This is a genomic window from Latilactobacillus sakei subsp. sakei DSM 20017 = JCM 1157 (genome assembly GCF_002370355.1).
Taxonomy (GTDB): Bacteria; Bacillota; Bacilli; order Lactobacillales; family Lactobacillaceae; genus Latilactobacillus; species Latilactobacillus sakei.
The window spans coordinates 459,638-473,289 of record NZ_AP017929.1 but is presented as its reverse complement, the minus strand read 5'-3'; the positions used below and the strand labels follow the sequence as shown (position 1 = coordinate 473,289).

Here is a 13,652-nt window from a genome sequence, read left to right as displayed (position 1 = left end):
GGTAATTGATTGACGACACTGTCATAATCTTCTAGTATTAGAGGTATACCAGTGATTTATAAAGGAGGAGCGACAATGGCAACGAAGAAACGACATCATTTTACTTTTCCAAGCGCCTATACGGTGATTTTATTGGTCTTATTATTAGTGATGATTTTGACCTATTTCATGCCGTCTGGGAAGTACGCGAGTTTACAATATAATACCCAAAGCAATAATTTTACCATTACTAGCCCAACCGGCCGCGAATCAACGGCTCCCGGGACGCAAGCAACACTCAAGAAGTACCATGTTAATACGAGTTTAGCGAAATTTAAGGATGGCTCCGTATACAAACCCGTAGCGATTCCGAATACGTATCAACATTTGAAAAAAGCCAACACCGGCCTTTTTGGTGCGGTTAAGCAGTTCTTGAATGCGCCTATTCAAGGCTTGGCTGAAACAATCGATATTATAACCTTCGTACTTATTTTAGGGGGAATTGTGGGCGTCGTGAATAAAACCGGGGCATTTGCTGCCGGAATGGCTGCCCTATCTAAGAAGTTAAAAGGCCGTGAAGCTTGGTTGATCGTGATTGTGACGAGTTTAATCGCACTCGGGGGGACCACTTTCGGTCTTGCCGAAGAAACGATTGCCTTTTATCCCATTTTAGTGCCAATTTTCATGGCGGCTGGCTACGATGCGCTGGTCGCAATCGCCGCGATTTATTTAGGTAGTTCAATCGGGACAATGGCGTCAACGGTGAACCCGTTCTCAGTTGTTATCGCGTCGAACACTGCCGGGATTAGTTTTACAGAAGGGATGGGCCTCAGAATCGTGATGCTCGTCATCGGGACTGCGATGTGTATCTTCTATACCATTCGCTATGCTGAAAAAGTAAAAAAGGATCCTGAAAAATCATTAATTTATAGTCAAAAAGCAGAATTAGAAGCTCATTTCTTGGGTGATCAAGAAAATAACGTCGTGCCTAAGTTTGATTTCCGGAAGAAATTAATGTTGATCATCTTTGCGGCCGGTTTTGTCATCATGGTCTTTGGCGTTAAGGAATGGGGCTGGCTCTTCAATGAAATTTCGGCCTTATTCTTGGCCATTACCTTTATTTTAGCCTTCATTTCTGGCTTATCGGAAAAAGACTTCGTGGGTGAATTTGTGGCCGGCGCTTCTGATTTACTAGGAGTTGCCTTGGTCATCGCCCTTGCACGGGGTGTGACGATTATCATGGAACAAGCTCAGATTAGTGATACGTTACTTTTCTGGCTCAGCAATGGGGTTTCACATATGAGTGGGGTCATCTTCTCAACCGTGATGTTCTTCGTCTTCATCCTATTAGGGTTCTTTATCCCATCGAGTTCCGGCTTGGCTGTCCTTTCGATGCCGGTCATGGCACCGTTGGCCGATGTGGTTGGCGTTCACCGCGATGTGATTATCAGTGCCTATAACTGGGGGCAAGGGATCATGTCATTTATCACACCAACTGGTTTGGTTTTAGCATCCTTAGCGATGGTCCATGTCACGTTCGATAAATGGTTGAAGTTTGTGCTACCATTGATGTTAGCAATCGGTCTGTTAGCTATGATTTTACTCGGCATCAGTGTTTATCTATAAAAAAATAAAGAACCCGGACAAATTAATTTGTCCGGGTTCTTTTTGATATTTGAAACTGACTTCTGTGCTTAGCGTCACTCGTCAAACAACTGCCTGCAGCAGTTATTCACCGAGCTGTGCTAATGCTCAAAGTCAAAGCGTTTTAAACGCACTTCTTTTTTAACGTGCTTTTGTCAGTAGCTTTCTGTGCTTTGCTAAACTTATCAAACCGGTGATTCCATCACCAATTCGCTAAGTTCTGCAAATGCTCAAAAGCTAACCACTGACAACGCACTTCTAATAGATTTTAAATTTCGTAATTGGCCAGTAACGTAACTTAACGACCCCTTGGATCCCGTTATAAGCTGAGGCATCATCACTGATGAAGCCGACTTCTTTGTAACGACTATCCTTAGAAACGGTCCGGTTATCACCCATGACGAAGTAGTGATGAGCTGGGACTTTCTTTTGACCTAAGACATCTTTGAGATCGAAAGTGGGGCCGTTTGTTTTGGGGTTAAGTGTGAAGTAATCTGAACCAGCGAGGTAGGTTGAAAAATCAGCCTTATAGGCTTTGAGATATGGTTCGCTGACTTTTTTACCATTGATGTATAGCTGGTCGCGATCGAATCGAACGGTATCGCCAGGCATTCCGACGATTCGTTTGATATAGAATTCCCCTTTAGCATCAGGTGCTTTGAGAATGACGACATCGCCCCGTTTGAGTTTGGCGTGGCGAAGCGCGATAACGCGATCATTTTGTGTAAAGTTCGGTTGCATTGAAGGTCCAAAAACTTGTTCATTGGAAATCACGAAGGTTAATAATAACTGTGAAATACCCACCATGACAGCGGCTAATAGGACAATTTGTAATGTTGATTTCCAAAATTCTTTTGCTTTATTTGACATTTTGGCACATCCTTAAAATTCAGTACCTTCATTGTACTACAATCAAATGCTTGATGACAACAAAGTCGTATAGTCACTTAACGATTAACGGGCCATCTTATGGATGCTTTGTCGTTCTTGGCGATCAGATTGCGCCGCAGATTGATCGTTGATTGACTGGCTTGCGATTAAGTAACCGACACATACGATTCCAACTAATACTGCGAGTAGACGCGCTTTCTTTGACATAATAATCCCTCCAAGTAGATGATAAATTTAGTTTAGCATCGACAAGTGGTTCTCACCATCGAACGAACTAACGAAATTGAAGCTAGCGTGACAATTCTGTTATATTTATGAAAAGGTAAAGAGGATGTCTCTCGACAAGGCGTTCGTGGTATACTAGAGGCATTATTTCTAAGAGGTGAAAGTAATGCCAACAATTGAAGCTAATTTTACACCCGTATTACTCGGTAGTGATTTTAATGTTTATGGAATGGCACGCTCATTCTATGAATTAACAGGAAAACCCGTGCAAGCTTATGCCGGTGCTGAGCTTGCCCCAACGCGCTATACAAAAATCGTGGATGTTGATATCACACCTGGTTTCAGTGAAGATCCCGTCTTCATTGAAAAGATGCGCGACTTAATTTTAAAATATCAAACACACACAGAACCAGTGATTTTAATTGGTTGTGGTGATGGGTACGCTGAATTAATTGCTAAACATAAAACAGAATTAGAAGCAGCCTTTGTTTGTCCTTACATCGATTATGATTTATTAAAACGTTTGAATAACAAGGAAAACTTCTACCAAGTTTGCGAAGAATTCGACTTGCCTTATCCTAAGACTAAGACAATTACGCAACAAATGGTGCTTGATGGTCAAGTGGACCAACCTTTTGGCTACCCAGTGGCGTTAAAACCCGCTAACTCTGTTGAATGGTTAGATGTTCATTTTGAAGGTCGTAAAAAAGCATTCCGGATTCAATCGCAAGCTGAATTCGATATGATTATTAAAAAAATCTACGACAATGGCTACACATCAGACCTGATTTTACAAGACTTCATCCCTGGGGATGACAGTCGGATGCGCGTTTTAAACGCCTACGTTGATCAAAACCACCAAGTGAAGATGATGTGTTTAGGTCATCCATTATTGGAAGATCCCGCACCATCAGCAATCGGGAATTACGTAGCCATCATGCCAGAATACAACGAAACAATCTACAAGCAAATTCAAACTTTCTTGGAAGCCATCAAGTTTACGGGTTATGCCAACTTCGACATGAAGTACGATGAACGTGACCAAACTTACAAGTTATTTGAAATCAACTTACGTCAAGGCCGTAGTAGCTTCTTCGTCACATTGAATGGTTACAACTTGGCACAATGGGTTGTTAAGGATTACGTGACTGGCGAATTGAAGGACCAAGCAACGGTTTATGCTAATAAAGATAATGATCAAGCAGCACTTTGGTTAGGTGTTTCAAAGGGTGTTTTTGAAAAATACGCGCGCGATAACGAAGATAAGACAAAGGCTTTAGCCTTAATCAAAGCGGGTCGTTATGGCACAACTTTCCAATATGCAAAAGATAACAACCCTAAACGGTGGGTATTAACACAATGGATGTTACACAATTATCGTAAGAACTTCGCACGTTATTTTAAAGAAAATAAAGGGTGATCGCGACTATGAAACAGTTTTTTACAGTGCTCGGCGGCATGGGAACGGCTGCAACCGAAAGTTATATCAGACTTCTTAATCAACGGACACCAACGACTAAAGATCAGGATTTCTTGAACTATATCGTGGTTAATCACGCAACAATTCCTGATCGGTCGACGTATCTAATGGACCACAGTCAACCAAGTCCAGAACCTGATTTATTGGAAGATATTCAACAACAAAGTCTTTTGAAACCAGCCTTTTTTGTCATTGCCTGCAACACAGCGCATTATTTTTACGACGACTTGCAAGCAGCTGCCTCAGCACCGATTGTTCATATGCCTCGGGAAACGGTCAAGAGTATTCAAACAACCTATCCAGATGCTAAACGAATCGGTATTTTGGGTACTAAAGGGACTGTGACTGATGGGATTTATGATGAAGCATTGTTAGCTGAAGGTTATGAAGTGGTGAAACCTAGTCTTGATTTGCAAGAACGGACGATGGATTTGATTTTCAATGATATCAAGGGCCAATCACAGATGAAACCTGAGAAATATCATGCTATTTTAGCGGAGATGCAAACACAATGCGACGCGATTATTTTGGGTTGTACAGAATTGTCACTGGCACAAGAATGGGCACCTGACCATGATTTTCCAGTAGTTGATTCACAATCCGTCTTAGTGGATCGGTCGATTGAATTAGGCCTTAAGTTACGTGAAAAGTGAGTTTGAAAAATGGCGAATTTAGTAATTGTTAGACACGGCGAAAGTGTCGCCAATCAACTGAAGACCTATACCGGTTGGTCGGACGTGGCGCTCACCGCTAAAGGGCGACAACAAGCCCATCAAGTTGGCCGGCAGATAAAAGACGCTGGCTTTCAATTTAGCCACGTGCACACGTCTTTATTGAAACGGGCAATTTTGACCAGTTACATTGTTTTAGAAGAACTCGATCAATTGGCGCTACCAATGACTAAGAGTTGGCGCTTGAATGAACGACACTACGGTGCTTTGCGTGGCTTGAACAAAGACACGACGAGAACCGTTTTTGGTGTCCACCAAGTAGCGCGCTGGCGGCGCAGTTATACAGCGGTGCCGCCACTTTTAATTCGGTCATCAACTGCGCGTCGCTATCGCTTAGTGCCACGTAAGAGTCGACCACGCGGTGAAAGTTTGGCGCAAGCCACCCAACGTTTATTACCTTATTGGCAAGATCAAGTGGTGCCGGGGTTACTTGCTGGGCAAGATCAGCTAATTGTTGCGCATGGCTCGACTTTGCGTGCCTTAATTAAGGTTATCGAACAAATTTCAGATCAGGCCATTGATGGCGTGGAAGTCGCAAACGGCGAAGCGCTCTATTATCAATTTGGCACAGATTTAACAGTACTCAAGAAGGGAAGACTAGCACTAGGTAGTGAAACGGATGAAGAGAAAGAAAATTAATATTGCCTTGACGATTTGTGTTTTAGTATTAGGTGTCAGTCTGACCTTTTATTTTAGAAGACAATTTGTTCGACAGGGGCAAGCATTGGCTAATACGCAAATGCAATTGAAGTTAACCAAAAAGCAGTTAGATATTCAGCGTGCCAAAGTCAATAAAAATGATATTGATGATCGGGTGGTTAATGAATTAACGACGCCAGAGCAGGCATATTTAAAACAAGAATTATTAGATAATAATTTCAGTGGCACCATTTTAATCGTCCGCCATAACCATGTCATTTATCAAGGTGGCCGTGGTTACGCGAATAGCGAACAATTTACGACGCCCAAAACGACGTATCAAATTGGCTCGGTGCAAAAGTCACTTACTGCGGCACTCGTGATGAAGGCTGTTGAAAATGGTCAGTTGAAATTGACGGATCATCTCAGTCGCTTTTATCCACAAATTCCCAAAGCAAACCAGATTACATTACAAATGATGTTGGATATGCGTTCAGGGCTTTTTGAAACGAGCGCGCCTAAAGTTGTTCAAACCGATGCACAACGTCTCCAATTTGCAATCAAACATTTGCAGGTTAAAAAGATTGGCCAACATGCCTATTCGCCAGTCAATTATGTCTTGTTAGCGGGGATTTTGGAGCAAGCCACACATAAAAGCTACAATGATTTGATGAAACAACAGATTATTACGCCGTTGGGGGTTCAGGCCTTTAACTTCATGCCAAACTTTTCGGATCCACAGCATGCGACAGCTTATGCCTACCAAAAAAATGGGGCATACGGTGCAGAAATTGAAGACCCGGCCTATATTTATACACGGGAACTTGGGACGGGAAATCTCTATGCGACTGCTAGCAGCTTGTATCAAGTAGAAGAGGCAATTGTGCAAGGTAAGGTCTTTAAGTCGAAGTACTTACAACAATTACGGCACACCAATAATGGCCAATATTCAGGTGGGGTTTATAATTATCGCGATTATTTCACTAGTCACGGTATTGAAGCAGGCTTTGAAAGTCATGTTCAGATGTCCCAAAATGGTGAATCAGGGATTATTTTATTATCCAACCAATATAAATCAACACCATCGTTGGTCACGATGAGTAAGCAAATTTATCAACAATTACTAGTCTAAAAAAAGAGCGCGAGACAAAAAATAACTTTTGTCCTGCGCTCTTTTTATGCGTTAGTTTTAATCGTTTGTTTGAAATGGCGGGCGCCAATCGTGAATAAAGTAAAGCCGATTAGACAACCTACCCAGTTGAGAATGATATCGCTGATAGCGAAAGTCCCTAAGTAAAAGACGTATTGAAGAATTTCAATTCCTAAAATGGTAAGCAATGCGATAATGTTGGTTTCAGTGAAATCCGCTTTTAAACTATAGAGACCGCCCAGTGGGATGAAGTAGATGACATTTAATAGGGCCTCCAGAATTGTACGGCGATCATGACTAATAAAATCAAATGGATTCAGGCTGACAGCATGGTAAACACTGGCTTTTGTGAACAATACGATGAAGAGTAGCAGGAGATAGACGCTATAAATCAAGTATCCGTAAATCGGTGAAAGGCGCTTTAAGTCCCACTGAATCCAGCCTAACCAGAGCGCGAGGGTCAAAAAGAGAATTAATAGGACGGTCGTCTTAGGAAATCTAGCCATCACACGGGTTAAGCGGGGATAACCCCAAAGTGTGGGTAAAACGATGCGATGAATGAAGGCTCTACTAAAGAGAAAAGATAAAACCCCCGCCAGAGAATATTCTAATATTTTACGCATGAGAACCTCCTAAAATAGTGCTTTTTTAAAGTTTAGTATGGTGTAAACGTTCTTTGAACTCAGCCATAAAGTCGAAATTTTGAGTATCTGATAAGGTGTGTTCTAATTTGGTAAGCAGCTGATTAAGCGTTGCTTGTTCTTCACTTGAAAGGCTGCTAAATAAGGTTTCCGTAAACTCGTCGCGGCCATCAAAGGCTTCTTGGATAATCGCGCGACCGGCAGGGGTGATAAAAACGTGAGTTACCCGCTTGTCGTGTTCATCGGATTGACGTTGAATATAGTCTTTAGCAGCCAGCTTATTGAGGCATTCTGTCAACGAAGAGGGCCGAATCGCCAATGTTTGGGCAAGTGTACTTTGCATTTGTCCATTTTGTTGATGGAGTAATTTTAAAATGCGAATTTGACTGACAGATTTATGATGCGATGAAAATTGCATGCCGTAATAATGGCGATAATGGTGAATGACTTTATTAAAAGTTTGAAAAAGATCGTTGCTAAGTGTCGTCATTGCGACTCCTTCAAGTTTAAATTTAAGTAACTGGTATAGGTATAATACGCCAAGCCCCAAGGCAAAGCAATATTGTTCATCATATCACATCGCTCACGTGATGGGTTGAACAATCAGGCTAATAAAAAAACCACGACCAACATTGGTGTGGTTTTGAGTAGATTCACTTAATTAGTGAGCTGATTTTAAAAATTCGAGTGCCGCTGCATGATTTGGTTCGTCAGTTTGTTCAACGATTAATTCTTCGTAGCTAATTGTGCCATCTGCTTCGACAATCATAATTGAACGTTGCAACGTATTATTGCTAGGAACGTATAAATTGAGGGCTTTACCGAAGCTCAAGGCTTCATCGGAGAGGAGTTGCATCAGTTGAACACCTTCGGCGGCACACCAGGCTTGTTGTTGTTCAACGGTATTCGTTGAAACGGTGTAGAAGTTGATATCTGTAAATTGATCAATTGCTTGATTAAAGTGTTTTGTTTGAATGCTGCAAACACGTGTATTGATATCTGGCACAATGCTAATCAATGTTCGTTTGCCCAGTAATTGTTGGGTTGTGCGTGTTTGATGATCTGCATCAACCAATTCAAAAGCGGGTAATTGCTCACCAACTTTAGGTGGTGTCCCAATTGTCTCGAGTGGTTGATCATGTCTTGTAATTTGCATCTTAAAACCCCATTTCCTAGAAGATGGTTTCATTTTAAGCTGAAAGCGATTGAAACACAATTAAACAGGCTTATGATAAGCTTAATTAAAATGAATGATGAGGTGGTTATTTTGGAAACTAAAAAAATTCAGGCGCTCTATGCCAAAAAGATGTTTAATCAAATTGTCAAAGAGGTAAATGTTAAGCCATTGGCCTACGAAATCGTTGACGCCAACGGAGACGAAACTGCCGTCTTAATTGGTCAGGCGCAATGGTCGCAAATCCAGCAATTGTTAGCGATTAAAAACATTGATATAGCAGACATCGACTCGTGATAGTAATTTAATTGTAACAGTCCTGTAACAGTCAGATGATACACTGATAAACGGATAAGAAATATGGACGGTATTAAGTAGTTAATTATATTAAAAACAGGAGTGGACAAAGTGAAAAAATTAGGTAAGTTAATGGTCAGTGCGTTAGCGATGTTATCAATTAGTGCACCAATTGCGATGAGCGTGGGTGTTGTTAGTGCCGATTCAGTAACAGATACAAAGGCTGCCATTACGAAAACTAGTACTGAAAATGCCGCTTTGTTAACGAAATTAAATGATGCTCAAAATAAAGTGTCAGAAATCAATAGCCAAGTTTCTAACAAGGTCATTGCCATTGATGATGCTAAAGCAAATATCAAGTCAACTGATCAACAAATCGTTGCACTTGATCAATCAATTGAAAAAGCTAAAGCTGAAGTGCAAGCCCGTAAGAGCGTGATGAAGAAGCAAGCTGTTTCACTTCAAAAAGAAGCGGGTAACAGTGTCTCAGGGAACGTCTATGTTGATTTTATCGTCAATAGTGATAACTTCTCAGATATGATGAGTCGTGCGTCAGTTGTTGGTAAGTTAAACCAAGCCAGCAAAGAAGCGATGACAGCTGTTAGTGATTCAGAAAGTACATTGGCAACTTTAAAAACAACACAAGAAACTAAAAAAGCAGACTTGGTTAAAACAAAATCACAATTGGAAGCTGATCAGGCTAAATTGGTGACTTTAAAAGATGACGCTGAAAAAGAACAAAAGCGTTTTGAAACAGAAGTTGAAGGTCACAAAACACAATTAGCTAACTTACAAAGCCAATTGGATTCACAAACAGCAGCCGCTGTTGAAGCCGCTAAAAAACAAGCAGAAGCAGACAAAGCTGCTAAAACTGAAGCACCAAAAACGGCAACAAAATCAGAATCAACATCAAGCGATATTAAGAACGAATCATCAGACAATACTAAGACAGAACCAGTATTAAATAATAATGCTGGTACAAAAACACCAAGCAACAACAATAACTCAGCCTCAAAAGCAACAACAAAACCAGTTGCTAACACAGGCTCATTAGTGTCAAACGCACTACAATTTATTGGTACACCATATGCATGGGGTGGGGCACAACCTGGTGGCTTTGACTGTTCTGGTTTAGTGATGTATGCAGCTAAGATGGCTGGTATCAGCTTGCCACGGACATCACAAGCACAAAGTACGCTTGGGACACAAGTGTCATTATCAGAATTACAACCTGGCGACCTTGTTTTCTGGGGTGGCGTTGGTTCAGCACATCACGTTGGGATTTACATCGGTAACGGTTCATACGTTCATGCACCAGCACCTGGTCAAAGCGTAACAACCATGTCAATGCAATATTACAAACCTGACTTTGGTCGTCGGATTTAGTTAAGCAATTAATATTAAACAGAAAAAAGTTTGGCTCTCCCTGAGAAGGAAGGGTCAAACTTTTTTAGTTAAAATAGATGAGAAGTGGGATAAAAATGGTAGAAAAACAGTTATTAGTGATTACAGGCGCCACCGGTAGTGGTAAAACAACGGTTAGTCATTGGTTAACCGAAATGTATCAGATTCCCCAAGTCGTAACCCATACGACGCGGCCTAAACGGCATAACGAAGTCGATAGTGTGGATTACTATTTCGAGACTGAGTCATCGCTTGCACAGAAGCATTTAATCGAATCAGTGACTTATTCAGGCTATCATTATGGTTCTTCACATGAAGCGCTTGAGCTAGCTTGGGCGAAGTCCCCATTGATCAGTTTAGTGGTTGATACCAAAGGGGCCCAGACTTATCTGGAAACCTTTGGCAAACAAGTGACCGTCTTATTTTTAACGGTCTCGGAAGCAACAGCTTTAATTAGTCGCTTAGAAAAGCGTAATGATTCACCAGAAGCAATCCAAAAACGCCTTGCGAGTGCGGAATTTAAACGGGATTTAATGGTTTCAGGACCGTTACATGATCAAGCACAGATTATTGTGAATGATGACTGGCAAGAAACGCAAAAGACATTGATGACAATTATTGAACAGTTACGTCAATAACAAAAAAGGGAAGTCCGACAAAACGTTGTTTTGTCAGGCTTCCCTTTTAACGATTAGTGCTTAAGCAAGTTGTTGCTTGTTTGCACGGTTAGGTTGTTTCACTTTAAATGTTAATTTTTGGACAGCTTGTTCAATTGTAATACCACTTGCACTGATTTTTTCATTGTTCGTTGCAGTTGCGATAAATTTTTGAGTTTGAGTATCAAGTGAAACATGATACCAATTATTAGTTTTGTTTTGTAATTGCATAATTAAAATCTCCCTTCAAATAACTAAAACACTGGTAGAAGGCCAATGAAGACGGTTTCCTAAAAACCATCTGAGTAATATCATAACGCTTGACCGGGTTAATTGCAACTATTTTTACTCGAGTTTGATTAAAATTTGTTAAAAGGGGAAATTGTTTTTCGTCACGGACCGTTATAAGAGCGTATAATAATAGTGTGTAGCAATTAAACCATTTAAAACTAAAATGACGACGATTAATGCTATAATCAGTTATTCTGAATAGCAGGTATTAAGAAAGGAACCGATTAAAATGAGTGAAATGACGACGGCGCTGGCCGTTTTAAAAGCAAACGGATTTAAGATCACAAAGCAACGTCGCGAAATGTTGACTTATTTAGCGCAGTACGAAAATCATTACATCCCAGTGACCCAAATTGACGATCATATGCGGGCGATTTTCCCAGGGATGAGTCATGATACCATTTATCGCAATATTAAAGACTTTGAGCAGCTCGGTTTAGTCGAGCAACAAACTGAAGGCGAACAAGCTCATGTGAAGTATCAGTGTGATTTTGAACATCGTCATCATCATCACTTTATTTGCCGTAACTGTGGCAAGGTGATTGAGTTGAAGATGTGTCCACTGGATTTCTTCAGTGATCAACTCCCCAACTGCCAAGTTGAAGGACATCAATTTGAGTTATACGGTCTTTGTGAAGACTGTCAAGAAAATGAATAGATAGGAAGGAAGAGTGTTATGGCATTTCATACGCCCCCAATCGTGCCCCCAGCAGCGATTATTTCATTAATTATTGCAATGAGCGCAACGAACGTCGTTGTTAATACTGTTAAACCAGTCGCTAATATTAAGACGGAGCAAAAGACTTCAGTTTCAGAAAGCTCACAAAGCAGTGTAAGCAGTAGTCAATCAGCGAGTCGTTCAGAAAGCGATGAGACGACTAGCAGCCAATCATCTAGCGAACCGGAAGAATCAGTATCAAGCAGCTCGGAATCAACATCAACGCCGTCAGATCAAGAACAATCAAGTACAGATAATACGACGGAAACCAGCTCAAGCGAGACGACTGATACAACGCAAAACGACGAGTCAGCTGATTCAAGCGATACAACAAGTGATACTCAAACAACAACTAATAACAGCAGTAGTGCAGCGTCATCAACAGGGACATCCCAAAACGTGGCCAAGGCCACTAGCGGTAGTGCAACGCAATAACGAACTGCTGTTAATATTGAAAGGCGGAATGCGCAATGTTATCTTTTTTGGATATCATTAATCATTATTTTGGCTACTTAAACATTAATAATCGGGTTAAAAACCGAATTTTTTCAATCATCTGTCTAATCGGTGATTTTTACTTACTATATAAGAGCATCTACTACTTTAGAGCACAAGCAATTGGACGAGGCGTGATTAATCTAATTGTTTTTTTAGTATTACTCTATTTTGCAGTGATGAATCTTTATTTCTATTATCGTGGTCGCAACGCGGTTGTCGATGTGTCACCATACGTCGAAAAGGCGCTGGGTGGCGATCCAACTGCGCCACATCCCTTAGCTGGACAAACAGCTAAGCCTAAAATCATCTCACAAGTCCAGCCAGCAACCGGCTTATTTGAAGAGAAGGATTTGCTACCAGCACAACTAGAAGTCGATAGTGCGCATCAACAACAACTCGACCAATTAGTCGCACAATTAATTGAAGCTGGCTATATCAGCTTAAATTACGCTGGGTTGGCAGATGCCGATATTTACGAGCAAGCACAACATTTCCAACGCCCAATTTATGCAATTGGTGAACGAGTGGCCTTGCCGTTTTATGAGCTTAAACAAGAAGACGGTCAGTGGGTGGTTTATGGTGGCATTAACGCGATGGCCAAGGCACCACTTGCTGTTATCAAATCAGTGGGGCTCACACCAATCCAGGAATTAACCGATCGTTATCAATTAGCGATTGCCCACACGTGGATTACTGGTGGACCACATAAGATGGCCGGCCGTAGTGGGGTTGTTGAAGGCAGTGATCCTTATCAATTAATGGTTCAAATGGCCTATCAAAAAAGAGCTTAAATCTAATCTGGAGGAAAATGAGTGGAAATCCATAATGAATTTCTAGATTTGAATTATCGTTATCAATATTATTTATTAGAATTAGTCGCTGATCATGGGGATTACTATCTAACAGTAAATCGTGCGATGAAATTATTGGGCTTATCTAAGTTCAAACTGAGTCAATATGTTGAGACGGTTAATGCGGATTTAGCGATGATGAGCCCTGAGAGTTATTTGAGAATTAATGGGGATGGCATCTTTGAAAGTGGCCATATCAGTGAATCAATCGTCCGTAAAATTCGACTAGACTACTTACAACAATCCAATTTATTCAAGATGTTTGAATTTAGTTTATTGAATCCAGGTAAAAACGAAACGACTGACTTTTGCGATGCTTTATTCATTGGGAAAACTAAGTTCTATGAATTGCGGAAGGAAATGGTAGAAGGGTAGATTGCAAA

General features: G+C 41.0%; 18 protein-coding genes. 12 read left to right on the top strand and 6 right to left on the bottom strand.

Features of this window, described 5'->3' with window-relative positions; genetic code table 11:
• Positions 1-75 precede the first annotated feature (75 nt).
• Complete coding sequence (locus LEUCM_RS02345; RefSeq protein ID WP_025016462.1) at positions 76-1,605, top strand: YfcC family protein; 1,530 nt, start codon at positions 76-78, stop codon at positions 1,603-1,605.
• Between the two features lie 276 nt (positions 1,606-1,881).
• On the opposite strand, the gene lepB is transcribed toward LEUCM_RS02345, so the two are convergent.
• On the bottom strand, positions 1,882-2,493 hold the full coding sequence (gene lepB, locus LEUCM_RS02340) for a signal peptidase I (protein WP_011373809.1): 612 nt from the start codon (positions 2,491-2,493) through the stop codon (positions 1,882-1,884).
• A gap of 84 nt (positions 2,494-2,577) precedes the next feature.
• Positions 2,578-2,721 carry a hypothetical protein gene (locus tag LEUCM_RS09850; protein WP_011373810.1) on the bottom strand — a complete coding sequence of 48 codons (144 nt, stop codon included), beginning with the start codon at positions 2,719-2,721 and terminating at the stop codon, positions 2,578-2,580.
• Between the two features lie 184 nt (positions 2,722-2,905).
• Between LEUCM_RS09850 and LEUCM_RS02335 the strand changes: the two genes are divergently transcribed.
• The 4 genes from LEUCM_RS02335 to LEUCM_RS02320 are packed head-to-tail and all read left to right on the top strand — an operon-like array spanning position 2,906 to position 6,721.
• Complete coding sequence (locus LEUCM_RS02335; RefSeq protein WP_016264380.1) at positions 2,906-4,159, top strand: carboxylate--amine ligase; 1,254 nt, start codon at positions 2,906-2,908, stop codon at positions 4,157-4,159.
• An 8-nt stretch (positions 4,160-4,167) separates the two neighbouring features.
• Positions 4,168-4,872 (top strand): aspartate/glutamate racemase family protein, encoded by a 705-nt coding sequence (locus LEUCM_RS02330; protein ID WP_016264381.1) that lies wholly within the window; start codon positions 4,168-4,170, stop codon positions 4,870-4,872.
• Positions 4,873-4,881: 9 nt separating this feature from the next.
• Positions 4,882-5,589, top strand: a complete 708-nt coding sequence (locus LEUCM_RS02325; RefSeq protein ID WP_016264382.1) for a 2,3-bisphosphoglycerate-dependent phosphoglycerate mutase — start codon at positions 4,882-4,884, stop codon at positions 5,587-5,589.
• On the top strand, positions 5,570-6,721 hold the full coding sequence (locus LEUCM_RS02320) for a serine hydrolase domain-containing protein (protein ID WP_016264383.1): 1,152 nt from the start codon (positions 5,570-5,572) through the stop codon (positions 6,719-6,721). The genes LEUCM_RS02325 and LEUCM_RS02320 overlap by 20 nt, the downstream gene beginning before the upstream one ends.
• Before the next feature lie 44 nt (positions 6,722-6,765).
• Here LEUCM_RS02320 and LEUCM_RS02315 read toward each other — a convergent pair whose 3' ends face one another.
• From LEUCM_RS02315 to LEUCM_RS02305, 3 genes are all read right to left on the bottom strand, one after another.
• The gene (locus tag LEUCM_RS02315; protein WP_011373815.1) at positions 6,766-7,362 is read right to left on the bottom strand and encodes a VanZ family protein; all 597 of its coding nucleotides are present in this window, start codon (positions 7,360-7,362) and stop codon (positions 6,766-6,768) included.
• A gap of 25 nt (positions 7,363-7,387) precedes the next feature.
• The gene (locus tag LEUCM_RS02310) at positions 7,388-7,870 is read right to left on the bottom strand and encodes a MarR family winged helix-turn-helix transcriptional regulator (RefSeq protein ID WP_016264385.1); all 483 of its coding nucleotides are present in this window, start codon (positions 7,868-7,870) and stop codon (positions 7,388-7,390) included.
• Positions 7,871-8,041: 171 nt separating this feature from the next.
• On the bottom strand, positions 8,042-8,536 hold the full coding sequence (locus tag LEUCM_RS02305; protein WP_025016461.1) for a thiol peroxidase: 495 nt from the start codon (positions 8,534-8,536) through the stop codon (positions 8,042-8,044).
• A 111-nt stretch (positions 8,537-8,647) separates the two neighbouring features.
• On the opposite strand from LEUCM_RS02305, the gene LEUCM_RS02300 reads away from it, so the two are divergent.
• From LEUCM_RS02300 to LEUCM_RS02290, 3 genes are all read left to right on the top strand, one after another.
• Entirely contained in the window at positions 8,648-8,851 is a 204-nt protein-coding gene (locus LEUCM_RS02300) for a hypothetical protein (protein ID WP_025016460.1), read from the top strand.
• A 111-nt stretch (positions 8,852-8,962) separates the two neighbouring features.
• A complete protein-coding gene (locus LEUCM_RS02295; protein WP_025016459.1) occupies positions 8,963-10,237 on the top strand; it encodes a C40 family peptidase in 1,275 nt (424 codons plus the stop codon).
• A 95-nt stretch (positions 10,238-10,332) separates the two neighbouring features.
• The gene (locus LEUCM_RS02290; RefSeq protein ID WP_025016458.1) at positions 10,333-10,893 is read left to right on the top strand and encodes a guanylate kinase; all 561 of its coding nucleotides are present in this window, start codon (positions 10,333-10,335) and stop codon (positions 10,891-10,893) included.
• A gap of 60 nt (positions 10,894-10,953) precedes the next feature.
• On the opposite strand, the gene LEUCM_RS02285 is transcribed toward LEUCM_RS02290, so the two are convergent.
• A complete protein-coding gene (locus LEUCM_RS02285; RefSeq protein WP_011373821.1) occupies positions 10,954-11,142 on the bottom strand; it encodes a hypothetical protein in 189 nt (62 codons plus the stop codon).
• Positions 11,143-11,431: 289 nt separating this feature from the next.
• Between LEUCM_RS02285 and LEUCM_RS02280 the strand changes: the two genes are divergently transcribed.
• The 4 genes from LEUCM_RS02280 to LEUCM_RS02265 are packed head-to-tail and all read left to right on the top strand — an operon-like array spanning position 11,432 to position 13,644.
• On the top strand, positions 11,432-11,860 hold the full coding sequence (locus tag LEUCM_RS02280; protein ID WP_016264389.1) for a Fur family transcriptional regulator: 429 nt from the start codon (positions 11,432-11,434) through the stop codon (positions 11,858-11,860).
• An 18-nt stretch (positions 11,861-11,878) separates the two neighbouring features.
• Positions 11,879-12,355, top strand: coding sequence for a hypothetical protein (locus LEUCM_RS02275; RefSeq protein WP_035147525.1), 477 nt, complete (start codon positions 11,879-11,881; stop codon positions 12,353-12,355).
• Positions 12,356-12,390: 35 nt separating this feature from the next.
• The gene (locus tag LEUCM_RS02270; RefSeq protein ID WP_035147527.1) at positions 12,391-13,209 is read left to right on the top strand and encodes a DUF6681 family protein; all 819 of its coding nucleotides are present in this window, start codon (positions 12,391-12,393) and stop codon (positions 13,207-13,209) included.
• A gap of 21 nt (positions 13,210-13,230) precedes the next feature.
• The gene (locus LEUCM_RS02265) at positions 13,231-13,644 is read left to right on the top strand and encodes a hypothetical protein (RefSeq protein WP_035147530.1); all 414 of its coding nucleotides are present in this window, start codon (positions 13,231-13,233) and stop codon (positions 13,642-13,644) included.
• The last annotated feature ends 8 nt before the right edge of the window (positions 13,645-13,652 follow it).

Bases quoted from the DNA above. Each gene is read 5' to 3' on its own strand.
- LEUCM_RS02275 (WP_035147525.1), top strand. From the start codon at position 11,879: ATGGCATTTCATACGCCCCCAATCGTGCCCCCAGCAGCGATTATTTCA.
- LEUCM_RS02315 (WP_011373815.1), bottom strand. From the start codon at position 7,362: ATGCGTAAAATATTAGAATATTCTCTGGCGGGGGTTTTATCTTTTCTC.
- LEUCM_RS02290 (WP_025016458.1), top strand. From the start codon at position 10,333: ATGGTAGAAAAACAGTTATTAGTGATTACAGGCGCCACCGGTAGTGGT.
- LEUCM_RS02310 (WP_016264385.1), bottom strand. From the start codon at position 7,870: ATGACGACACTTAGCAACGATCTTTTTCAAACTTTTAATAAAGTCATT.
- LEUCM_RS09850 (WP_011373810.1), bottom strand. From the start codon at position 2,721: ATGTCAAAGAAAGCGCGTCTACTCGCAGTATTAGTTGGAATCGTATGT.
- LEUCM_RS02280 (WP_016264389.1), top strand. From the start codon at position 11,432: ATGAGTGAAATGACGACGGCGCTGGCCGTTTTAAAAGCAAACGGATTT.
- LEUCM_RS02270 (WP_035147527.1), top strand. From the start codon at position 12,391: ATGTTATCTTTTTTGGATATCATTAATCATTATTTTGGCTACTTAAAC.
- lepB (WP_011373809.1), bottom strand. From the start codon at position 2,493: ATGTCAAATAAAGCAAAAGAATTTTGGAAATCAACATTACAAATTGTC.
- LEUCM_RS02325 (WP_016264382.1), top strand. From the start codon at position 4,882: ATGGCGAATTTAGTAATTGTTAGACACGGCGAAAGTGTCGCCAATCAA.
- LEUCM_RS02345 (WP_025016462.1), top strand. From the start codon at position 76: ATGGCAACGAAGAAACGACATCATTTTACTTTTCCAAGCGCCTATACG.
- LEUCM_RS02320 (WP_016264383.1), top strand. From the start codon at position 5,570: ATGAAGAGAAAGAAAATTAATATTGCCTTGACGATTTGTGTTTTAGTA.
- LEUCM_RS02285 (WP_011373821.1), bottom strand. From the start codon at position 11,142: ATGCAATTACAAAACAAAACTAATAATTGGTATCATGTTTCACTTGAT.
- LEUCM_RS02305 (WP_025016461.1), bottom strand. From the start codon at position 8,536: ATGCAAATTACAAGACATGATCAACCACTCGAGACAATTGGGACACCA.
- LEUCM_RS02330 (WP_016264381.1), top strand. From the start codon at position 4,168: ATGAAACAGTTTTTTACAGTGCTCGGCGGCATGGGAACGGCTGCAACC.
- LEUCM_RS02335 (WP_016264380.1), top strand. From the start codon at position 2,906: ATGCCAACAATTGAAGCTAATTTTACACCCGTATTACTCGGTAGTGAT.